Consider the following 22,494-nt stretch of genomic DNA (forward strand, 5'->3'; position numbering starts at 1 on the left):
GTCTTGTTTTCACCTCCTTTGCCGTCATTATTGAACGAGCCGTGCAGATATTAACGCTGCCGTTTCCTTGGACTGCTCGGCAATGGCGGTAAGCACTTTGGAGCGTCCGGCGCTATCCATGGAACTCAGGATCGAGAGCACTTTGTCCGGATTCGAGTTTTGCATTTCCAACAGCACCGTGGCCGCGCTCTTGGGCGCCATATTGGCAAATGTCGCTCCAAGATCGTCCTTGCTTATTTTTTGGGACGCTTTCGCGTCGCTCGCCGAATTCTGCTGCAGACGCTCCTGCAGCGCCGCAATTTCACGATCTTTGACCGTCGTCTGGTCTTTAAGCAATATGGAAGCGTCCGCCGCTTTCTTCGCATCCATTTTCTCCAAAATTTTTACCCGGTCATCGGTTTTCATCATGCTCAGCACGAGCACAAGCTCCGATTGAGTCAAGTTTTCCATAATAGGAGCCGCCTTGGACGGAGTCATCTTGGCATACATCGAAGCCAATTGTTGAATTTGGGCGGTGTATTCTTCATCCGATTGCGCTTTGCTTTTCATCTGCTCCGTCAGCTCGCTGTTTTTCTGCTGCAATTCCTTGATGGTCTGATCGCGCTGCACCAGAGCGCTGTTCGTCTTGTCGATCTCTTGTTCCTTCTCGTCCAGCTTCGCGTTCAATGCTTGGATCGTCTCTTCCGGCGACGGAGCCGCCGACGCCGATTTTTGCTGACCGTCGGAAGTCTGCGTTTTCGCTTCTCCCGGTTTCGGTTTCGGGTCCGGAACTATATTTTGAATTACCGGAATTTTATTCGCTGCGCGAAGCACGCCGTTCATCACGTCATAATCGAAAATCGTGAGCAGCACGCCGAGCAATACGGCGGTAAACACAAACGGAATCAAAAACCAGATGAGAAACCGTTCCATAGCCCCATACGAAGAGGTATTTTCCACATCCAAATCTGACATTCCCTTCACCTCCCTAATCCGGGTTCTACGACAATCTCCGGAAACGGTTCGTTGCCATTTCATCCATTTGGTCCTGTTCCTTTTTCAACACCATCGTCTGAAAACGGGTCAACGCTTTTTCCTTGGCTTTCGTCCACACCTTCTCTTCCATTACTCTTCCCGCCAACACATCCTGCTTGATGTTAACGGCTTGCTGAGCATGCTCCAGATCCTTATGCTTCAATTGAATCTGATGATCGATGTGATCGGCATACTGCTGCAGCATCAGCATTTGCGAGATCGTCGCCCTATTGGAAGACACTTGGTGCAGCTGCTCGTGAATGCCGTCTTTAACCGAGTGCAGTTCGGTAAGACTCGACTCCTCTTCGCGCAGCTTGCCGATTGCTTCCGACAGCATCCACTCCGCTTGCGTCTTTTCGTTCGTCTTCAGGTCTACGATCTTTTGAAATGCATAACGGAATCGCATAGATTTGTTCACCCTTTATAAAATTCTTGGATTAACCTTTCCTGAGCTTCGCCGAATGTAAGCTTTTCCGTAACCCTCTGTTTGGTGTAGTCCCAAATGGATTGAATCGATTCCAAAGATTTATCAATTTCCGGATTAGAACCTTTTTGGTACGCCCCTATATTGATTAAATCTTCCGAATCTTTGTAAACAGATAACAGCCGCTTCAAATTTTCCGCTGCCAGCTGATGCTCTTGGGGAACGATTTCCTTCATGACGCGGCTTACGCTGGACAGCACGTCGATCGCCGGATAATGCCCTCTATTGGCGATGTTCCGGTCGAGCACAATGTGCCCGTCCAATATGCCGCGAACGGCGTCGGCGATCGGCTCGTTCATATCGTCGCCGTCGACCAAGACGGTGTAAAACGCGGTGATCGAGCCTTTAGGTCCTGTTCCCGAACGTTCCAGCAGCTTCGGCAAGGTCGCGAATACGGAAGGCGTGTATCCTCTCGTCGCCGGAGGCTCGCCGACAGCGAGGCCGACCTCGCGCTGCGCCATCGCATAACGGGTGACCGAGTCCATCATCATCATGACGTTTAGTCCGCGGTCTCTGAAATATTCCGCAATGCTCGTAGCGATCAGGGCGCCTTTAATGCGGATTAGGGCCGGCTGATCGGATGTGGCGACGATGACGACCGAACGGGCCAAGCCTTCGGGGCCAAGATCCCGCTCGATGAAATCGAGCACCTCGCGTCCGCGTTCTCCAATGAGAGCAATCACGTTGACGTCGGCCGAAGTGTTTCGGGCGATCATCCCCATCAGTGTGCTTTTGCCGACGCCGGAACCGGCGAAGATGCCGACGCGCTGCCCTTTGCCGATCGTCAACAAGCCGTCGATGCAGCGAACCCCTACGCTGATCGGCTCAAGCACCCGAGGGCGCTTGAGCGGATTACTCGGGATATTGTTGGTTGAGTACTGCGCCATGCGGGATGACAAAAAAGTACCGTCCAAGGGCTGGCCCAAACCGTCGAGAACCTTGCCTAACAATTCGTGTCCGACCTGGACCGTCAGAGGCTTGCCCGTTCCGACCACATCGCAGCCCGGTCCGATCGATTCAAGTTCGCCGAGCGGCATCAGAAGCACTTTATTGTTCTTGAACCCGACGACCTCCGCCTTTAATGGCTTATTGGATTTCAGCGGGTAAATGTAGCACACGTCGCCGATGCTCGCATCCGGCCCTTCCGATTCAACCGTCAAGCCGATCACCTGGGTCACCTTGCCGTTCACCCGAATCGGGTCGATATGCCGAAGCTGTTCGATATACTTCAATACATCAGGCGCCTGATTCATCCTGAGGTTCCCTCATTTCTGACGGCAAGATGCTGCAGCACGTTCTTGATTTCCTTTAACTGCGTGTCGATTCTAGCGTCGATACTGCCGAAGGACGAGCGGACTACGCAGCCGTGATCCTGCACCGACGGGTCGGGAATAATCTGCAGCTCCGCCTGGGAGTCGATATGCAGCAGCAGCTCTTCTCTTGCATCCTGAATATAAGTGAAATGAGCCGGAGCCACACAAAGCGTAATGATCCCTTTCTCTTTGCGGCGCGCAAGAACGGATTCGATTAATTCGATAATCCATTCGGGCTCTACCGTCAGCTGGCGCGAGATAACCTTCTCGGCGATGGAGCAGCTCAGCTGAATTAAGAAGGGTTCGGCTTCCTGTATAATTTGCTGCTTCAATACATAGGCTTGATTCAATATTTGCGACGCTTCCTGCAGCATCTCGTTGTACTGCTCGCGCAGCTGAGTTTCCGCTTCGCGCATCCCGTTCTCGTAGCCTTGACGGAATCCATCTTCCTTAAGCTGGTTCTGGAGCTGCTCGTCGCTCTGACGCCGCTCATTCCACCACTGTTCGATTTCCGTCTGCGTTTGCTCGCGGACGGCCGCCGCTTCGTCCATTGCCGCTCGAACTTGTTGTTCCGCAAAGCTTTGGGCGTCTTGGAGAATTTGCTCCTTCATTTCCTCCAATTCGCGAAGCTCGGTATGATATTGCTCCGTGAAGCCGTCCGAAGACGCGCCCGGTTCGGCAAAAATCGTTTGTTTTTGTGCAACTTCGACTACCTTTTTATCGTCTAAGGATACGTATTGCGTATATTTGATCACATTAGACAATAATATCATCTCCTCCACCGCGGGCAATGATGATCTCGCCGGCCTCTTCTAGGCGGCGAATGGTAGCAACGATACGGGTCTGCGCCTCTTCCACGTCGCGAAGACGTACAGGACCCATAAATTCCATTTCTTCCTTGAACGTTTCGGCCATCCGTTTGGACATGTTTTTGAATATGGCGTCGCGCACTTCCTCGCTGGCCACCTTAAGCGCCAGCTGCAAATCGGCGTTTTCGATATCCCGGATAATTCGCTGGATGGAACGGTTGTCGATGTTGACGATATCTTCGAACACGAACATTCTTTTCTTGATTTCTTCCGCAAGCTCCGGATCTTGAATTTCCAGCGAATCCAGAATCGTCCGTTCCGTTCCGCGGTCGACGCCGTTTAGAATTTGAACGATGGCTGCGATACCGCCGGCATTGGTATAATCCTGGGTAACGGTCGCCGACAGCTTTTGCTCCAGCACCCGCTCGACTTGGCTGATCACTTCCGGCGAAGTGCTGTCCATCAAGGCGATCCGTTTGGCGACGTCCGCCTGTTTGTCCTGAGGGAGCGAGGACAATATGATCGACGACTGCTCCGGCTGCAAATAGGCGAGAACCAATGCTATCGTTTGCGAATTTTCGTTTTGAATGAAGTTTAGTATTTGAGCCGGGTCCGCTTTCCTTGCGAAGTCAAACGGTCTGACCTGCAAAGTGGCCGTCAGCCGGTTAATAATATCCAGCGCTTTTTGCGAACCAAGAGCTTTTTCCAAAATATCCTTGGCATAGGCGATGCCGCCCTGGGAAATGAACTCCTGAGCCAAGCAAATTTGATGAAATTCGGCTAAAATCGCATCTTTCTCTACGCTATCGACTTTTCTTACGTTCGCAATCTCTAAAGTCAGCTGTTCGATTTCCTCATCGCGCAGATGCTTGAAAATTTGGGCCGACACCTCCGGTCCCAGGCTGATCAACAGAATGGCGGCTTTTTGTCGCCCTGTTAAAACTTGCTGCTGAACTTTAGCCAATCGTTACACCTCTATTCATCGACCAACCAAGTGCGAAGCAAGTTGACGAATTCCTCCGGCTTTTTCTTGGCCAAGGTTTCCAGCTGCTTGCGGACTTGATTATCATTGGTCACATTATCAATATCAATGGTCGGAAACTCCAGCTTGGCCGGTTCTGCTTCCAGTTCGTCCGCCTCTTCTTGTCTTGCCTTGCGCTTTCTAATCCATAAATATCCGCCTCCGGCGAGCAGCGCCAGTGCCACGCCGCCAAGCGCGCCATAGAGCAGCATCGAGTTGGCATCGGCCGTTTGTCCCGTTTGCGGTCTTGCGAACGAATGGGCGAATACCGTTACTTTCTTGGCCAGATCTTCGTCCGTCAGCGTCTGCTTGCTATCGGCAAGCGCCGCCCGCACGACATTGACCAGTATTTGCTGCACCGCATCCTTCGTTTCTTGCGTCAGCGTATTCGGATCATCCGGATTAGGCGGCTCGATTCCGACGTTGATCGTTAGATCCTTAACGACATAAGGCGTTGAAATAATATCGTTCGTAATCCGGTTCACTTCGGAATTGACGGTCCGCTGCAGCTCTTCCGAATTGGATTTGCCGTTGCTGTTGCTTCCGGGATAACCCGGAACGTCGGTTTGACCGGTGCCTGCGACCCCGCCGGCTGCCGGCGAATTGTCGCTCGTATAGTTCTTTTGGATTTCCTGAACGGAAATTTCCAGACCTTTCTGGTCCACCGTATTCGGAGCGGTGACGAGCTGCTGATGGCTGTTCATCTGGTCAAAGTTCATCGTAGAGAATACTTGCACGATGACTTTGTCTTTTCCGAGAATGGCTCCCAGCATCTGCTGAACATTCTTTTGAACGTCCGTTTTAAACTGGTTGTTGATTTCAAAGTTTTGCAGCGCAGCGCTGCTGCTTGTGATATTTCCTTGCGCTTTGGAATATTCCAGCGGTTCGCCGTTCTGATCGGAAATCGTAATATTCTCTATAGGCAACCCTTTGACGCTATGAGAGACCAGGTTGTACATCGTATCGATTTTGGCCTGATCTAAACTGTACCCTTGCTTCAGATTAACGACGACGGAAGCGGAAGCTTTGTCCTTATCCGCATCTTTAGGAAGAAACACGCTTTCTTCCGGAATGTTAATAAGCACTTTCGAGCTGCTGACGGCCGTGTTGGAGTTGATCAGCTGCTGCAGTTCGCCTTGAACCGCGTTTATGTATTTGACGTTAAACTCTTTATCCGTGGTGCCGAACGTGCTGCTCTGCGCAAAGGAGCCGTAGCCGATATTCCCCGTTTTGTTCAGTCCCTGCGATTCCACAGCCAGCTTCACATTGGCCACTTCGCTGCGGGGAACTCCGATGCTTTTGCCGTCGTCGCTCAGCTGATACGGAATTTTGGCGCTGTCCAGATAGCCCTTGATAGCCGCCGCATCGCTTGGCTGCAAATCGGTGTATGCCAAGGCGTACTCCGTCTTTGAAAAATTATAACTGATTATACCTATCGTCAATGTGACAAGAATCACTGTAGCTACAAAAGTAATCTTCTGCGTTTTACTGAATTGATTCCAGTATTGCCTTACTCGATTCCAATACTGGGTTATATTCTCGTTCACTATTCCACCCCATCTAAAAGACCGTCGCTGGTAATCTTAAATACGACTATACTTGCATTCTCATCATTTCCTGATAGGCCTCGACGGCTTTATTGCGAACTTGAACGGTCAGTTCAAGTCCCAAAGAAGCTTTTTCCGACTCGATCATCAGCTGATGTACGTCCGAAATTTGCCCTTTGGCAAATTGGTCGTTGAGTGCATCCACCTTTTGCTGCTGTTCATTCAGCTTATTGATGGCGTCGTTCAAAAATTTCCCGAACTGGTCCGATAACTCCGATGCGCTTGCGCTTTTCGATGTTGGTTGGGTGATGTTTTGCAAAGGCTGCATAGCCAGTTTTTGAATCATAACGAATTCTCCTTTTCAATATTATTTGCCGATCTCCAGCGCCTTGCCAATCAAAGCTTTCGAAGCGTTGAGCGCCGTTACATTCGCTTCATAAGAACGTGTAGCAGAAATCATATCTACCATTTCCTTAAGCACGTCAACATTCGGCATCATAACAAACCCATTCTCATCAGCATCGGGATGCGTCGGATTGTAAACCTGCTTAAAGGGAGAAGTATCATCAGTGACCTTCGTCACTCTCACCCCTTCTCCGGCCGTATTCGACTGTGCGTTTTGCAGCGCCTGTTCGAAAGTTGGCTGTTTAGGCTCGATCGTCACTAATTTGCGTTGGTACGGAACCCATTTTCCGTTAACCATCCGGGCCCGGGTCGAGTCCGCGTTTGCTATATTGGAAGAAATCACGTCCATCCGAAAGCGCTGCGCCGTTAAGGCGGAAGAACTGATATCAAAACCGTTCGTAAGTTTCATAAATTAGCCTCTCCCTCCGATCGCGGTTCTCGCTTTTTTGATTTCGCTGTTTACTTGCTGAACCATGACGTTGTAACGCAGTTGGTTTTTCGCCATTAAGGACATCTCATAGTCGATATCCACATTGTTCAAGTTATTGTTAATCGCCGAGTTATTGTCTTTAACGATCTGCGGCTCAGGAGTCGCCGGGCGTCCGATATAGAAGTGACGCGGATCCGTTCTAAACCCTTGCAGGTTCGCAGTACCGTTCAGCTCGTTTTGCAGAAGTTCTTCAAACCGTACGTCGGACCTTTTAAAATACGGCGTATCCACATTAGCGATATTGTCCGCTATGACTCTCTGCCGCATCGTAGCCGCGTCCAGCGTGCGTTCCATTTGATTAAATACCGGCTTATTCAGAATATTCATGCCCTATCCTACCTTCGCGGTGATGTTAAATTACATTATTCAACAGCTTGGCTGCATTATCCTCCTTTCTTCGACATAATAATCGAAAAATAATATGACTATTTGGAAGAATATGTAGTCGCTCAGAACTATTTCTATATTGAAGAAATATGAAAATTATTACAATATGAAAAAAGCCCTATATTTGCAATATAGGGCTTAGAACCTGTGATTTTATTATATTTTTACACTTTGAATGCCGCTGATCAATTGGTCGTTTAGTACCCTTATATAGGTCCCTTTCATGCCCAAAGACCGTGTTTCGATGACTCCGGCGCTTTCCAGTTTTCGCAGCGCGTTAACAATTACCGACCGCGTTATTCCGACACGATCTGCGATTTTGCTCGCAACGAGCAAACCTTCCGAGCCTTCCAGCTGCTCGAAAATATGCTCCATCGCCTCAAGCTCGCTAAACGACAGCGAACCGACGGCCACCTGCACAACCGCCTTGCTGCGCGCTTCTATCTCGATCTGCTCGGCCTTCTCCCGCAATATTTCCATCGCGACGACCGTCGATCCGTATTCCGCTACGATCAGATCGTCATCGATAAATCCGCCGCCCTCGCGGCGGGTCAATATTAGCGTGCCCAGGCGGTCTCCGCCTCCGATCACCGGTACGATCGTAATATAGATGCCGTTCTCGGCCAGTCTCTCGCCGAATACGTTATAGTCGCTAAGCGCATTCATATTGGAGGAAGTTTCCTCCACTTTCAGCAGCAGCTGGTTGTATTCAGGCGGAAACCGGTTATCGGACAGCACCGATTCGCCCGCTCCATCTCCCAGTTCCAGGCGCGTCAGCGCCTTGCCGAGCACCTTCCCTTTGCGGCTGACGACAAATATATCGGATTGCAAAATATCGCTCAAAACCTCCGCCATATTCATAAAGCTGACCGGGTTACCCGCTTCCTTTTGCAATAATTTGTTCAATCTTCTTGTCTTCGTTAACAATGTCATGATACTGCCTCCCAAAGCGACCAACCGTTTGAAATGTATGCTGCGTCGTTTATAAAATATACTGGCTTAGGTCGCGGTTTTGCACGATGTCCGAAAGCTTCTCCCGTACATATTCCGGCGTAATGACAATCTGTTCCAGCGTGATTTCCGGCGCCTCGTACGACAGATCCTCCAGAAGCTTTTCCAAAATGGTGTGCAGCCGTCTCGCGCCGATATTATCCGTATTTTGATTCACCTCTGCAGCGATTTTGGCGATTTCTTCAATCGCGGCTTCGGAGAATTGAACCTCGATTCCTTCTGTTTCCAGCAATGCCGTATATTGTTTCGTGAGCGCATGTTTCGGCTCCTTCAAAATGAGCACAAAGTCCTCTTGCGTTAAGCTGCTGAGCTCGACTCGGATAGGAAAACGTCCTTGAAGCTCCGGAATTAGGTCTGAAGGCTTAGATACATGGAACGCCCCCGCGGCAACGAACAAAATAAAATCCGTTTGCACCGGACCGTACTTGGTCATGATCGTGGAACCTTCGACGATAGGCAAAATATCCCGCTGCACCCCTTCGCGGGAAACGTCAGGACCGCCGCCGCGACCGCCGGAGCTGCAAATTTTATCGATTTCATCGATAAAAATGATGCCGAGCTGCTCCGCCCGCATAATCGCTTCTTGGATGACGTCATCCATATCCAGCAGCTTTTGAGCTTCCTCCTGGGTCAGCACCTTGCGCGCTTCTTTGACCGGAAGCTTCCGCTTCTTCGTTTTTTTCGGCATTAAATTGCCGAACAGCTCCTGCATGTTCATGCCGGCTTGCTCGTTGCCTTGCCCCGAAAACATATCCAGCATCGTCGGAGAACTATCCTCGACCTCGATCTCGATGACCTTCTGCTCCAGCTCCCCGTTGGCCAGCTGCTCCTTGATTTCCTGCCGGCGGGCGCTAATATGCTGATCCGCTTCCGGCTCCTGCGGTTCCGTCTGCGCTTGGTTGCCGAACAGCATCTCCAGCGGATTGCGCTGCGTCTTTTGCTTCGCCGGGTTCGGAACCAAAATGGCAACGATGCGCTCGTTCGCGAGCTGCTCGGCTCTATCCTTCAGCTTCTCAGTCCGTTCCGCCTTCACCATGCGAATGGAGGTTTCCACCAAATCGCGTACCATCGCCTCCACGTCGCGTCCGACATAGCCGACCTCGGTGAACTTCGTCGCCTCGACTTTGACGAACGGAGCGTGAACCAGCTTCGCCAGCCGCCTAGCGATTTCGGTTTTCCCTACCCCTGTCGGGCCGATCATCAATATATTTTTGGGTACAATCTCGTCGCGAATCGTTTCGTCCAGCAAGCTTCTGCGGTAACGGTTGCGCAGCGCTACGGCTACGGACTTTTTGGCCTTCTTCTGACCGATAATATATTTGTCCAGCTGGGTGACAATTTCTTTCGGTGTCAACGCGGTATGCTTCAAGAGAGTACCTCCTCTTTGTCTTCTACTCGATTTCTTCCACTATAATATTATGATTCGTAAATACGCAAATTTCGGCGGCCATCGTAAGCGCCGCATGCGCGATTTCTTTGGCGCTCATATTTGGAGCGTACCTGGTAAGCGCTCTTCCGGCAGCCAAGGCAAAGCTTCCGCCCGAGCCTATCGCCAATATGCCGTCGTCCGGCTCGATAATTTCCCCGTTTCCGGAAATCAGCAGCACGTAGTTCAAGTCCATAACGATCATCATCGCTTCCAGCCTGCGCAGCACCCGGTCGGAACGCCAATCCTTCGCAAGCTCCACCGCCGAACGCTGTAAATTGCCGTGATGCTCCTCAAGCTTAGCTTCGAACTTCTCGAATAACGTTATCGCGTCGGCAACCGATCCCGCGAAGCCCGCAATGACTTTGCCGCGATATAAACGCCGGACTTTTTTGGCCGAATTTTTCATCACCATGCTGTTGCCGAAAGTAACCTGGCCGTCGCCGGCAATGGCTCCTTTACCTTGGTGACGGATAGCGAAGATCGTCGTCGCGTGAAAGGTTTGTTCCATAAAAGCGATACCTCCAAATGGGTGAAGAATTCGGCATAACAGGCACTCAATAGAAAAACCTCGTTCGAGGACGCACTAACAGAGCAGCCGCGATGCAGAGGTTCCATTAACAATGTATATCTAGCTGGTACATAATCTTATAGTTCAGGCTGTTTCAAAACAAGATTATAGTATCATAGTACAGCTTTTACTTACAAGTGAAATTGTATTCGTTTTGGGAAAAATTCTGAATTTTCTCAATTGCACGCAAGGCAATTTTTTCGTATCGTACCTTTTTCACTTTAACCTTCTCGTCAAGCGGCGGCAGCAGTCCGAAGTTGGCGTTCATCGGCTGAAAATGTTTAAAATCCGCGGTCGTAATGTAATGAGCCATGCTGCCGAGCGTCGTGTCCGGAGGAAGCACGAGACAATCCAGACCTTTGGCGTAACGCGCCGCATTCATGCCCGCGATCAGACCGGAAGCCGCCGATTCGACATAGCCCTCCACGCCGGTCATCTGTCCGGCAAAAAACAAATTGTCGCGCTTCAAAAACTGATACGTAGGCTTCAGCAGCTTGGGAGAGTTGATAAACGTATTGCGGTGCATGACGCCGTACCGGACAAACTCGGCGTTCTCTAAGCCGGGAATGAGCGAAAATACCCGCTTCTGCTCGCCCCACTTCAGATGCGTCTGAAATCCTACCAGATTGTACAGCGTGCCTGCGGCGTTATCCTGGCGCAATTGCACGACGGCATAGGGAAGCTCGTTCGTATGCGGGTTGATCAAGCCTACCGGCTTCATAGGGCCGTACAAGGCTGTTTGCTTGCCGCGCCTTGCCATCACTTCGATCGGCATACAGCCTTCGAAATAAATCTCTTTCTCAAACTCTTTGACCGGAGCCACTTCCGCCGAAATGAGAGCCTCATAGAAGATATTAAACTCTTCTTCGGTCATCGGGCAATTCAAATAAGCGGCTTCCCCTTTGTCGTAACGCGAAGCGAGATACACCTTGCTCATATCGATGGAATCCTTCTCGACGATAGGAGCCGCTGCATCGTAAAAATACAAATATTGTTCGCCCATCAGCGACTGCAGATGCGCGGAAAGAGCCGGCGAGGTAAGAGGACCGGTAGCCACGACCGTAATGCCTTCCGGCAAATCTTGAAGCTCTTCGTTGCGCACTTCGATGAGCGGATGATTGCGCAGCATCGAAGTCACCTCGGCCGAGAAGCCTTCGCGGTCAACAGCCAGCGCTCCGCCGGCGGGAACGGCATGCTTGTCCGCACAGCGCAAAATGAGCGAATTCAAAATGCGCATTTCTTCCTTAAGAACGCCGACGGCGTTGGTGAGCCCGTTGGCGCGCAGCGAGTTGCTGCACACCAGCTCGGCGAATTGATCGGAAATATGCGCCGGCGTTTTACGCACCGGACGCATTTCGTATAAAATCACAGGCACGCCCTGGCTGGCGATTTGCCATGCGGCTTCGCTGCCAGCCAGTCCGGCTCCGATAACGGTAACTTTCGGTGTCTCTGACAAAATGATTGGCCTCCTGAAACAATTACTTAAGTTATTCTTTTTCCTGCACTTCGTCCTTAAAATCGCATTGGATGCATTGGTGGAACACGCCGTTCTTGTTCCGTTTCTCGATAAGCATCGATCCGCATTTCGGACAAGGCTGGCCGACCGGCTTATCCCAGGATACGAATTCGCATTCGGGATAGCGATCGCAGCCATAGAACACGCGGCCTTTTTTACTGCGGCGCTCGATGATCTTCCCTTCTTTGCAGCTCGGACACGTCACGCCGATATCTTTGACGATCGGTTTCGTGTTGCGGCAATCCGGAAATCCCGAGCAAGCTAGAAACTTGCCGAACCGGCCCATCTTATAAACGAGATGACGGCCGCATTTCTCGCAAATCTCATCGGAAACTTCATCCTGAATCTCGATCTTCTCCATTTCCTCTTCCGCCACTTCCAGCCGCTTCTCGAAAGATACATAGAAGGAATTGAGTACCTTCACCCAATCTTCCTTACCTTCTTCTACATGGTCGAGCTCCTCTTCCATATGGGCGGTAAACTCGACGTCGAGGATTTCCGGAAAAAATTCGATCATCTGCTGAATGACCAGCTCGCCGAGCTCGGTCGGAATAAACTTCTTCTCTTCTATCGCCACATAACCGCGTTTTTGAATCGTTTCGAGCGTGGGCGCGTAAGTGCTCGGACGGCCGATTCCCATTTCTTCCAGCGCGCGGACCAGCCGGGCTTCCGTATAGCGCGGGGGCGGCTGCGTGAAATGCTGCTTCGGATCGATCTGCTTCCGCTTCACTTTATCTCCATGTTTCAGAGGAGGCAGCAGCTTATCTTCTTCCGTCGTCCCGTCGTCATTGCCTTCCACATAGACCTTCATAAAGCCTGGAAACTTCATTTTGGAACCGACCGCGCGGAATACCGTATCTCCCGCCGCAATGTCGACCGTCATCGTATCCAGAACGGCCGAAGCCATCTGGCTCGCCACGAACCGTTCCCACACCAGCTTATACAAGCGGAATTGATCCCGGCTCAAATGCTCCTTGATGTGCTCCGGCTCCCGCAGCACCGAGCTCGGACGGATCGCTTCGTGCGCGTCCTGGGCGTTGGCGGCTTTCTTGATGTATACCCGCGGCGTTTCGGGATAATAGGCTTCCCCATATTTTTGCACGATAAATTGCTGCGCTTCTTCCTGAGCAACCGGCGAAATTCTCGTCGAGTCCGTACGCATGTAAGTAATCAAACCTACGGTTCCTTCGCTCCCGAGATCGATTCCTTCATATAATTGCTGCGCAACCGACATTGTCTTGGAAGCGCGGAAGTTGAGCTTCCGGGCGGCCTCCTGCTGCAGCGAGCTCGTAATAAACGGCGGCGAAGGATTGCGAAGCCGCTCCTTCTCCCTTACCTCGCCGACAACGAACTCCGCTTTTTCCAGTCCCGCCAAAATTTCGTTGACTTCCTGCTGATTGGACAGCTCCTTCTTCTCGCCTTTCAGGCTGTGAAACTTCGCTTCGAATTCGGAGCTGCCTGCCTGCAGCTTGGCGGTAATCGTCCAATACTCTTCCGGCACGAACGCCTTGATCTCGTTCTCGCGGTCGTACACGAGCTTGACGGCTACCGATTGCACGCGGCCGGCCGACAGCCCTTTCTTGACTTTCTTCCAGAGCAGCGGGCTGATCTTGTATCCTACCAGCCGGTCGAGAATACGGCGCGCTTGCTGCGCGTTGACGAGATCGAGATTGATTTTGCGCGGCGTCTTGAACGCATCCTTAACCGCCTGCTTCGTAATCTCGTTGAACACGACGCGACAGGCGTCGGTTTCTTCCAGCTCCAAATAATGAGCCAAATGCCAGGCGATAGCTTCCCCTTCGCGATCAGGGTCAGCCGCCAGATATACTTTTTTTACTTTTTTGCGGGCGTCTTTCAGTTCCTTAAGGACGGAGCCTTTGCCTCGGATGGTAATATACTTCGGTTCAAAATTTTTCTGTATCTCAACACCGATTTGGCTTTTCGGAAGATCGCGAATATGGCCCATGGATGCCTTGACGATAAACTTGCTGCCCAAATATTTGCCGATAGTTTTGGCTTTTGCGGGTGACTCCACAATGACTAGCGAATCTGCCATAGGCGTCCTTCCCCCTTCATTTATCATTATTTATCTACTATCTTTAACATATAGCATATACAGAACCTGGCAATTGTTTCACTCGTTTTGTCATTAGTAAATTTAACAGAACTGAATGCAAATGTCCAAATGTAAATTGGCTTTGTACCAGCAATTCGTCAATCGAAAGCGGCTGATTCTGCAGCAGATCGACGACGGTCTGCTCGTCGGAGGATAGAGGAGGCTGCACAGGAGAGTTTACTTTAATGTGCGCCATTGTGTCCAGACATATCCAATGCGGGTACTCTTCCAATATATCCTCGGCGCAGGTGACCAGCTTGGCTCCCTGCTTGATCAGAGCCAACGTTCCTTGGCTTTTGGGGGAATAAATCGGGCCCGGCACGGCATAAACGTCCCGCGATTCCTCCAGCGCCTGATCCGCCGTTATAAGAGATCCGCTCCTCAAAGCGGCTTCGATGACAAGAATCCCTTGGCTCAACCCGGCAATAATCCGGTTGCGCTGCGGGAACAAACCCGGATGCGGCTTCGTCTGCAAAGGATATTCGCTCAGCAGCAGCCCATCCCTGGCAATGCGCTCATAAAGCAGCTTGTTCTCGGGAGGATACACCTCATCTATGCTGCAGCCTAAGACGGCGACCGTGCTTCCGGCTTCCTTAAGCGCTCCTTCGTGCGCAGCGCTGTCGATTCCTCTCGCCAGACCGCTAATCACGCACGCTCCGGCCGATGCAAGCGATTGCGATAATTGCTCCGCCGCTTTGCGCCCGTACACCGTCGGCGTGCGAGTCCCTACGACTCCAATGCCAAGCCGCTCCAGCAGCGAGACGGAGCCCCGGTAATACAGCACCCACGGCGGCTGCGCCGTCTGCTTCAGCAGCTCCGGATAACGCTCATCGAATATCGTCATGATCCCGATCTCTCTGCTTCGGTACGCATCCAGCAGCGATTCTGCGGCGCGCTCGTCCCATCGGCGCATCGCAGCCGCAAGCTTCTCCGCGCGGGAAGCCGACAGGCCAAGCCCCTGCCAATCCGCCGCTTCGAGAGCAAGCGGTTCGGTCAGATCGGGGAACCGGCTTACGATGCGCTCCATCGTTTTCCAGCCTATCCCTTCCATATGGTGAAGCGCAATTAGAATGGTTCTATTGTTCATCTAGTATATATCACTCCTTCGTCAAGAACAACTTTTGTGAATTTTATCGTAAGATGCAGCTCATTCCTTCCGCGGTTTCCCGGCCGAAACAAAAGAAAAGCCCTCCACTCCCCGAAGGGAATGGAAGGCTGCTTGCCTGTCCAGTTTCATGCCTGCTGCTTATTTCTTAGTGATGCATTTGTCCAGCAAACCTTTTTCTTCCAGAACGCTTACCAGCGTAGAGCCCATTTCGGAAGGCGTTGGAGCTACTTTAATGCCGCAGCGCTCCATCGTAGCTACTTTCTCTGCAGCTGTGCCTTTGCCGCCGGAGATGATAGCGCCGGCATGACCCATACGTTTTCCCGGAGGCGCCGTTTGTCCGCCGATAAAGCCTACAACCGGTTTTTTCATGTTGGCCGCGATCCACTCGGCAGCTTCTTCTTCCGCCGTACCGCCGATTTCGCCGATCATGATAACCGCATAAGTATCCGGATCATCATTGAACAGTTTCAAAATATCGATAAATTCGGAGCCTTTGACAGGGTCGCCGCCGATACCGACTGCGGAGGATTGTCCGATGTTGCGAGTCGTCAATTGATGAACGGCCTCATAAGTCAAGGTTCCGGAACGGGAAACGACGCCTACATGACCCGGAGTATGGATGTATCCAGGCATGATACCGATTTTGCATTCGCCCGGAGTGATGACGCCTGGGCAGTTCGGTCCGATCAGACGCGTTTTTTTGCCTTCCATATAGCGAGCCACTTTGACCATGTCAAGCACAGGAATGCCTTCTGTAATACAAATGGCCAGCTCCAGCTCAGCGTCAACGGCTTCCATGATGGCGTCGGCCGCGAATGCAGGAGGAACGTAAATAACGGATACGGTAGCGCCGGTTGCCGCTTTAGCTTCCGCCACTGTATTAAATACAGGCAGCGATACGGTAGAACCGTTTTCCAATGTGATATCCACGTTTGTGCCGCCTTTGCCCGGAGTTACGCCGCCTACCATTTGCGTACCGTAGTCAAGTCCGCCTTTCGTGTGGAACATACCTACGGAACCGGTAATACCTTGAGTGATTACTTTTGTATTTTTATTAACCAAAATACTCATTTGTATAGTTCACATCCCTTGAATTATTTGAAGAAGAACTCACGTTCGGCATGATTGCGCAGTTTATTTTACAAGAGCAACGATTTTTTGTGCGCCGTCTGCCATGGAATCCGCAGCCACGATGTTCAAGCCGGATTCGTTCAGGATTTTCTTGCCAAGCTCTACGTTAGTGCCTTCCAAACGCACAACAAGAGGACGTGTCAGGCCAAGCTCTTTGGCCGCTGCAACAACGCCTTCCGCGATAACGTCGCATTTCATAATGCCACCGAAAATGTTCACGAAAATGCCTTTTACTTTCTCGTCGGAAAGGATGATTTTGAAAGCTTCCGTTACTTTCTCTTTCGTAGCGCCGCCCCCTACATCTAGGAAGTTCGCAGGGTCCCCGCCGTAATATTTGATAATATCCATCGTCGCCATAGCCAGACCCGCGCCGTTAACCATGCAGCCGATGTTTCCGTCGAGTGCGATGTAGCTCAAGTCGAACTTGGAAGCTTGGATTTCTTTTTCGTCTTCTTCCTCCAGGTCGCGAAGCGCTTGAATGTCTTTGTGACGATACAGCGCGTTGGAGTCGAAGTTCAGCTTCGCATCCAGTGCCATAACGTCGCCGCCGCCTGTAACGACCAAAGGATTGATTTCCGCAATGGAGCAATCTTTATCTACGAATGCAGCATAAAGAGCCAACATGAATTTGACGGCTTTGTTCACCAATTCAGTTGGAATATTGATCGCGTAAGCGAGCTTGCGCGCTTGGAATGCCTGCAGGCCGATCGCAGGATCGATTACTTCTTTGAAAATTTTCTCCGGCGTATGCGCCGCCACTTCTTCGATCTCCGTACCGCCTTCTTCGGAAGCCATCATGACGACGCGGCCCGTACCGCGGTCTACAACGACGCCGACGTAGTACTCTTTCTTAATATCGCAGCCTTGCTCGATCAGCAGGCGCTTCACTTCTTTGCCTTCCGGACCTGTTTGGTGAGTGACAAGCACTTTGCCCAAAATTTGTTCTGCATAAGTGCGAACTTCATCCAGGTTTTTCGCAACTTTAACGCCGCCCGCTTTACCGCGTCCGCCGGCATGAATTTGCGCTTTGACAACAACGACGGAAGTTCCGAGCTGTTTGGCCGCTTCTACAGCTTCGTCCACTGTAAAAGCGACTTTTCCTTCAGGTACGGCAACACCATACTGTTTCAGCACTTCTTTGCCTTGGTACTCATGAATATTCATTTAGCAAAATCCTCCTATCAGTGATAGCTTTCTATATGAGCCAGAGCCCTGGGGCAAGAGCCGCCGGACCCGCATCAAACGAAGAAATGTTCGATATGATGCATTAGAAATCCTGCCTGTTGCGCAAAACGCAACAAAACCTTCATTATTGTACCACTTTTTTTCGACAGTTTCCTTAATTTTTACGGCAAACCTCGCTTTTTTCAATCAAACTTTTTTATGCCTCTGAAAAATTTCCCGTATAATATCATTCCCAAGGAAATAGAAAGCAAACAAAATTCCCTCGCAAAGCGAGGCTTTGGCTCCGGAGCTGATCCAGATTCAAGTGATTGGCGTGAAGCCCCGGAAAGGATTTTAAGAAAAACTTAGCCTGCGACTAAGTCCTTGTCTAAACCCACACGTTTGAGCGCGGGGGAGGAAATCGGCATGGGGTTCCTACCGCTGTTGAAATTCGTGTTATTTCTTATTTCCTGACTCAGGCATTGCAATACTCCGGATACATGGCTTCTGAGCAACGGTATGAGTGAGAATATCAAAAGACGCATCTTTTCTTCTCAGAAAAAATGCGTCTCGGAACGAATATCCGCCGGTTACATATAGGTTGGGTTTGTGGGCGTCATCGCACGCGGCTCGCGTTCGGCCTGCTTGATAAACCTGAGTTCATTTCCCGCAAAGTTGCAAACATTACATTGAATCATAGGCTCCGAATCTTGAATTTGCTGCGGCTCGTTCACCTCTTGTATGGAACCGGAGATGGCGTCCTTCATAAATCGCTGCGAAACGCTTGAAATGACGCTGAACTTCACCCGATTCGAACGGCAGTTCGGACAGAAGTAAGGTTTTTCCTGCATGTTTTCACCCCCTTACTTGTATAACCTGATTTGGAACAAATTATCCATCCGGTTCACGCGGCGGGCGCAGATTGGGAAAAGATTGCGCAAGCTCCTAATAGAAGGTAAAATAACGATTATAAGCCATACGGACAATAAGGAAGCACCTTTTGCCATTGGATGATTATCCGGAGGGAAGGTGTTTTTTGATGTACGGAAAAGTAATGAGCGCTTGTCTGCATGGAGTGGAGGGCAAGCTGGTCGAAGTAGAAACCGATTTGAGCAATGGACTTCCCCACATGAGTATAGTCGGGCTGCCCGACAGCGCGGTAAAAGAGTCGATGGAACGGGTTCGGGCCGCGATAAAAAATTGCGGCTTCGCCTTTCCGCTGCAGCGGATTACGGTGAATTTGGCGCCCGCCGACATTCGCAAGGAAGGCTCGGCGTTCGACCTTGCCATCGCCCTCGGCATTCTGGCCGCCAGCGGGCAGCTGAAGCTGCGGGAGCCGGAGTCGACGCTCATCCTCGGCGAGCTGTCGCTCGACGGCTCGGTTCGTCCCGTGCCCGGCGTGCTGTCGATGCTGGCCACCGCAAAGGAGCACGGCATTCGGCGCGCCATCGTGCCGCTGGAGAACGCCCGTGAAGCTGCGCTGATCGAAGCGATGGACATCGGCGCGTTAAACCATATCCGCGATTATCCTAAGGATGCGGAGGACGGCTTCGGCCAAATCCGGCTGCAAGAGCCTTATGCCGATGAAGGTTCCGCCGGCATGTCCTCCGCCCTGCCGTCCGCCGACAATTTCAGCGACGTGTACGGACAGCTTCATGCCAAGAGAGCGTTGATGATTTGCGCGGCGGGAATGCATAACTCGCTGCTCCTCGGTCCGCCAGGAACGGGAAAAACGATGCTCGCCAAGCGGCTCGCGACGATCCTCCCCGCCATGTCGGAGCAGGAGGCTCTCGATGTGACCAAGGTTTACAGCGCATCGGGCAAGTTCGCCGACCGCAGCAGTCTCATCCGAGATCGCCCGTTTCGCATGCCGCATCATACGATCTCGGCCGCCGGACTGGCGGGGGGCGGAACGATCCCTAAGCCGGGCGAAATCAGTTTGGCGCATCGCGGCGTGCTGTTTCTCGACGAGCTGCCCGAATTTTCGCGGTCTGTGCTGGAGGTGCTGCGCCAGCCGCTTGAAGATCGGCATGTAACGATCGGGCGGGCCCGCGCCGTCTATCGCTTTCCCGCCCATTTCATTCTGGTCTGTTCGATGAATCCGTGTCCCTGCGGCTATTTCGGGGCTGAATCCTCCTCCCGCCCCTGCACCTGCAGCCCGCTTAAGATCGAACAATACCGCTCCAAAATTTCCGGACCTTTATTGGATCGAATCGATCTTCAAGTGGAGGTTCCGCGGATCGATTACATGCAAGTGGCCGATGCCGGACCCCAGCTGTCTTCCGAAGAGATGAAGAAGCAGGTCGACCGCGCTCGCTGCATTCAGCTGGATCGTTACCGCGGCAGCGGGATCTGGTTTAACAGCGAGCTGCAAGGCAAGCTGCTGCGAACCCACTGCCGGCTGCAGCCCGAAGCGGAAGAGCTGCTCCGCAAATCGTTCGAACTGCTCGGACTCAGTGTCCGGGCTTATGACCGGATTCTGAAGATCGCCCGAACGATTGCCGATCTCGACGGAAGCGCTCAACTGGAGGCTCCGCATTTGGCGGAAGCGCTGCAGTACCGCTGCCTGGACAAGATGGCGCTGCCTCATCCGCAATAAGGGATGACGGCCGGATCGAGCCGTATTAAGATGCGCTTAATGAACTCCGCAAGGCGGAACACGTCTGCAAGGCGGATGTCGGCTTTGCGGGGGAGTTCAGAAGGATATACTTTCGGGTTTTGCGGGGAGTTCGGAGGGATTTACAATATTTGCTTCTACGGGGGTACGAAGCCCATATAACGTAACGGACATGAATGCCGCTATTTCGGTCAATACAGCCCTTTTGGGTTTCTAACGGACATATCTGCAGTTATTTGGATGAAAATGTACTGTAGGCAGTGGATCGCGGCGGATAAGCGCCGTGATGTCCGTTGGTTTCGGAAAACGGCGAATGGCTGCGTTTTAAGCGTCGCCGGTGTCCGTTAGATTGTGAGAGTCGTTTCAATCCGTATCAAAGCTTCAGCATGATCGGCATACAACCGCCCGATCGACACTGCCGTCGGGCGGTTAAATATTTCAGGGCGGCCTCCGGTTTTCTCTGTAAGCATGGTGAAAAAGTAGTCGGGATTGCAGTTAAAGAGTTGGCGCAGCGGAATCGGGTCGCCTTTGTAGACGAATGTTCTCCGCCTCAGAGGTTCAACAATCCAAAAAATGCGGTTGTAATGCAGCGAGCGGAAGCCTCCGTCGGCCGCAGCCCGCTCTTTTGTCTACACCCTTCTATAGAAATGACTGCGCTTCATCTTATCTTCTTCTACACAGCAAAAAACCAACGCGTTCATCCGGCCTGGGACCGTCAGAAGGCGTTGGTCAAATGTTCGAGCGAGATCAGGCCGCCCTCCTTGTCCGAGAGCACCGAGATGACGTCGAACCGGAGCTGGCAGTGATCCAGCTGATGCCGGAATACGTATACTTGCGCCGTCTCAACGACCTGCCGGCATTTCCGGTAATCGACGGATTCCTGAGGGGTGCCGAACGAGCGGCTATCGCTGCGCGTTCGCACTTCGACGAAAACGAGCAGTTCCCCGTCCCATGCGATAAGATCGATCTCTCCGCTCCGGCAGCGCCAATTCCTCTCCGCGACCCGGTACCCCAGGCTCTGCAGATGCATTAAAGCATAATACTCTCCCTTGGCGCCGAGCTGTTTGCGATTCAGCAGCGGTTTATTCATAAGGCATCGTCCTCATTCGTTTGGCCCGCTGGTCGGACCGGTATATAAAGGTCAAAATTTCCGCCACGAGCTTATACAGCTCCGGCGGGATTTCCTGATCCAGATCAAGCTTGGACAACACTTCAACAAGCGACGGGTCCTCCTGAACAGGGATATGATGCTCCTTCGCTTTCTGCATAATTTTTTCGGCGACATGCCCTTTTCCCTTAGCGATCAGTACCGGAGCTTTTCCCTGTTCCGGGGAATATTTCAGCGCCACCGCCTTCTTCACGGAAGACTGCGAATGCTGCGGCGCCGAAGGGGAACGACCGTTTTCTTTCATACGCGAACATCCATTCCCCTGTAAGATTTTTTGCCGTAAAAAGCCTGCAGCATGGCAGGAATAACCGCAGATTGCTCACGGACGGTAGGCGCCGGATTGTCCGTATTCGCAGCCTTTTCCGGATAGGGACCGCATTTCAAGGATATGAACTGATAGCCGATGCCGGACAGTCCGGAAGCGATCTCCTCTCGGTTTTCTTCCAATAGCCCCTGCAAAAAAGGCTGATCGTTCATAACATGAAGGCTGACGATGCGGTCGACCACCTGCACGTCCACCATCGTGTTTCCCAGCGCTTTCATGTTCAGATCGAATACGAGCCGGCAGTTGCGGGCGTCGATCTCCCCCCGCCTGCCCTTCCGCGACTGAATATGAATGGCCGCCGTCTGCTCGCCGTTTGCGTTCAAGAGCGGCACGAACAGCGTAATATGGGTGAACATGGAGCTGCGGTCCGAGCTTAGCAGCAGCTGCTGACCGGTAATTTGCTGCACCGCCTGCTGCGCCGTTTCCTTCAGCGCCTGCGGCACGTCGTCGGCCTGGCTCAGCTGCATCAGCACGCTCTTAAGCGTGTCGGCCGCTTTGTGCTCCGCCGAAGCCGCGCCGGGCGGAACGGAGCCGGCTCCGGCATCGCGGGCAGCGGCCGACGCATCCGCCGCGGTCATGCTGTCCGGCATTCTCGACAGCTGATGCTCATGCTCGATGCCGAGCGATTTGATCAGCCGCGGAAGCCAATGCTCGCCGGAAGCGTCCTCCTGAGCCGCGCCGGATAAAGGCGGCGCAGCGTGGTCGCGGGCGGCGTCGACCGAAGGCGCCGCACCCGCAGGCTTCGCCGCCGCGGGCGAAAGCTCGGCGGCAGCATCGGAGGCGGCCGGCGCAGCAAAGCCGCCTTGCGCCCCCGCCGCCGCAGCGGGCCGCGCAGCCGGTGCGGCTCCCGCCGCGCCCGCTTGCAGCGGCG

At 52.3% G+C, this 22,494-nt stretch carries 21 protein-coding genes and 1 pseudogene; 1 reads left to right on the forward strand and 21 read right to left on the reverse strand.

Going from position 1 to position 22,494, the window contains the following annotated elements; genetic code table 11:
- Positions 1–27: 27 nt before the first annotated feature.
- The 18 genes from N0M98_RS17190 to N0M98_RS17275 all read right to left on the reverse strand — a co-directional run bounded on the left by N0M98_RS17190 (position 28) and on the right by N0M98_RS17275 (position 18,364).
- Positions 28–954, reverse strand: a complete 927-nt coding sequence (locus tag N0M98_RS17190; protein WP_249862803.1) for a MotE family protein — start codon at positions 952–954, stop codon at positions 28–30.
- A gap of 25 nt (positions 955–979) precedes the next feature.
- Positions 980–1,420, reverse strand: coding sequence for a flagellar export protein FliJ (gene fliJ / locus N0M98_RS17195; RefSeq protein ID WP_259618633.1), 441 nt, complete (start codon positions 1,418–1,420; stop codon positions 980–982).
- An 8-nt stretch (positions 1,421–1,428) separates the two neighbouring features.
- Complete coding sequence (gene fliI, locus N0M98_RS17200; protein WP_249862801.1) at positions 1,429–2,751, reverse strand: flagellar protein export ATPase FliI; 1,323 nt, start codon at positions 2,749–2,751, stop codon at positions 1,429–1,431.
- Positions 2,748–3,575: a FliH/SctL family protein gene (locus N0M98_RS17205; RefSeq protein WP_259618634.1), complete on the reverse strand. Its 828-nt coding sequence runs from the start codon at positions 3,573–3,575 to the stop codon at positions 2,748–2,750. The genes fliI and N0M98_RS17205 overlap by 4 nt, the downstream gene beginning before the upstream one ends.
- On the reverse strand, positions 3,568–4,584 hold the full coding sequence (fliG, locus tag N0M98_RS17210; protein ID WP_249862799.1) for a flagellar motor switch protein FliG: 1,017 nt from the start codon (positions 4,582–4,584) through the stop codon (positions 3,568–3,570). The genes N0M98_RS17205 and fliG overlap by 8 nt, the downstream gene beginning before the upstream one ends.
- Before the next feature lie 11 nt (positions 4,585–4,595).
- Positions 4,596–6,188 carry a flagellar basal-body MS-ring/collar protein FliF gene (gene fliF / locus N0M98_RS17215; RefSeq protein ID WP_249862798.1) on the reverse strand — a complete coding sequence of 531 codons (1,593 nt, stop codon included), beginning with the start codon at positions 6,186–6,188 and terminating at the stop codon, positions 4,596–4,598.
- 46 nt (positions 6,189–6,234) lie between these two features.
- Positions 6,235–6,534: a flagellar hook-basal body complex protein FliE gene (fliE, locus tag N0M98_RS17220; protein ID WP_259618635.1), complete on the reverse strand. Its 300-nt coding sequence runs from the start codon at positions 6,532–6,534 to the stop codon at positions 6,235–6,237.
- Between the two features lie 21 nt (positions 6,535–6,555).
- Entirely contained in the window at positions 6,556–7,002 is a 447-nt protein-coding gene (flgC, locus tag N0M98_RS17225; protein WP_249862796.1) for a flagellar basal body rod protein FlgC, read from the reverse strand.
- Positions 7,003–7,005: 3 nt separating this feature from the next.
- The gene (gene flgB, locus N0M98_RS17230; protein ID WP_249862795.1) at positions 7,006–7,410 is read right to left on the reverse strand and encodes a flagellar basal body rod protein FlgB; all 405 of its coding nucleotides are present in this window, start codon (positions 7,408–7,410) and stop codon (positions 7,006–7,008) included.
- A gap of 216 nt (positions 7,411–7,626) precedes the next feature.
- Positions 7,627–8,403: a GTP-sensing pleiotropic transcriptional regulator CodY gene (codY, locus tag N0M98_RS17235; RefSeq protein WP_259618636.1), complete on the reverse strand. Its 777-nt coding sequence runs from the start codon at positions 8,401–8,403 to the stop codon at positions 7,627–7,629.
- 49 nt (positions 8,404–8,452) lie between these two features.
- Positions 8,453–9,850 (reverse strand): ATP-dependent protease ATPase subunit HslU, encoded by a 1,398-nt coding sequence (hslU, locus tag N0M98_RS17240; protein ID WP_249862793.1) that lies wholly within the window; start codon positions 9,848–9,850, stop codon positions 8,453–8,455.
- Positions 9,851–9,872: 22 nt separating this feature from the next.
- Complete coding sequence (gene hslV / locus N0M98_RS17245; RefSeq protein WP_259618637.1) at positions 9,873–10,418, reverse strand: ATP-dependent protease subunit HslV; 546 nt, start codon at positions 10,416–10,418, stop codon at positions 9,873–9,875.
- 187 nt (positions 10,419–10,605) lie between these two features.
- Positions 10,606–11,934, reverse strand: a complete 1,329-nt coding sequence (gene trmFO, locus N0M98_RS17250) for an FADH(2)-oxidizing methylenetetrahydrofolate--tRNA-(uracil(54)-C(5))-methyltransferase TrmFO (protein WP_249862791.1) — start codon at positions 11,932–11,934, stop codon at positions 10,606–10,608.
- 31 nt (positions 11,935–11,965) lie between these two features.
- Positions 11,966–14,050 carry a type I DNA topoisomerase gene (gene topA, locus N0M98_RS17255; RefSeq protein WP_249862790.1) on the reverse strand — a complete coding sequence of 695 codons (2,085 nt, stop codon included), beginning with the start codon at positions 14,048–14,050 and terminating at the stop codon, positions 11,966–11,968.
- Positions 14,051–14,093: 43 nt separating this feature from the next.
- Positions 14,094–15,197, reverse strand: coding sequence for a DNA-processing protein DprA (dprA, locus tag N0M98_RS17260; RefSeq protein ID WP_259618638.1), 1,104 nt, complete (start codon positions 15,195–15,197; stop codon positions 14,094–14,096).
- Positions 15,198–15,356: 159 nt separating this feature from the next.
- Positions 15,357–16,289 (reverse strand): succinate--CoA ligase subunit alpha, encoded by a 933-nt coding sequence (sucD, locus tag N0M98_RS17265; protein ID WP_259618639.1) that lies wholly within the window; start codon positions 16,287–16,289, stop codon positions 15,357–15,359.
- A gap of 63 nt (positions 16,290–16,352) precedes the next feature.
- The gene (gene sucC, locus N0M98_RS17270; RefSeq protein ID WP_259618640.1) at positions 16,353–17,513 is read right to left on the reverse strand and encodes an ADP-forming succinate--CoA ligase subunit beta; all 1,161 of its coding nucleotides are present in this window, start codon (positions 17,511–17,513) and stop codon (positions 16,353–16,355) included.
- 590 nt (positions 17,514–18,103) lie between these two features.
- Positions 18,104–18,364 (reverse strand): hypothetical protein, encoded by a 261-nt coding sequence (locus tag N0M98_RS17275; RefSeq protein ID WP_249862786.1) that lies wholly within the window; start codon positions 18,362–18,364, stop codon positions 18,104–18,106.
- Between the two features lie 188 nt (positions 18,365–18,552).
- On the opposite strand from N0M98_RS17275, the gene N0M98_RS17280 reads away from it, so the two are divergent.
- Positions 18,553–20,112 (forward strand): YifB family Mg chelatase-like AAA ATPase, encoded by a 1,560-nt coding sequence (locus N0M98_RS17280; protein ID WP_259618641.1) that lies wholly within the window; start codon positions 18,553–18,555, stop codon positions 20,110–20,112.
- 733 nt (positions 20,113–20,845) lie between these two features.
- Here the strand turns inward: N0M98_RS17280 and N0M98_RS17285 are convergent.
- The 3 genes and pseudogenes from N0M98_RS17285 to N0M98_RS17295 form a co-directional block, all read right to left on the reverse strand.
- On the reverse strand, positions 20,846–21,220 hold the full coding sequence (locus tag N0M98_RS17285; RefSeq protein WP_259618642.1) for a YraN family protein: 375 nt from the start codon (positions 21,218–21,220) through the stop codon (positions 20,846–20,848).
- The gene (locus tag N0M98_RS17290; protein WP_249862782.1) at positions 21,213–21,542 is read right to left on the reverse strand and encodes an EscU/YscU/HrcU family type III secretion system export apparatus switch protein; all 330 of its coding nucleotides are present in this window, start codon (positions 21,540–21,542) and stop codon (positions 21,213–21,215) included. Before N0M98_RS17290 ends, N0M98_RS17285 begins: the two co-directional genes overlap by 8 nt.
- Positions 21,539–22,494, reverse strand: a pseudogene (locus N0M98_RS17295) (hypothetical protein); the annotation flags it as partial. The gene N0M98_RS17290 and the pseudogene N0M98_RS17295, both read right to left, overlap by 4 nt.

The sequence above is a fragment of the Paenibacillus doosanensis genome, assembly GCF_025060755.1.
GTDB classification, from domain to species: domain Bacteria; phylum Bacillota; class Bacilli; order Paenibacillales; family NBRC-103111; genus Paenibacillus_S; species Paenibacillus_S doosanensis.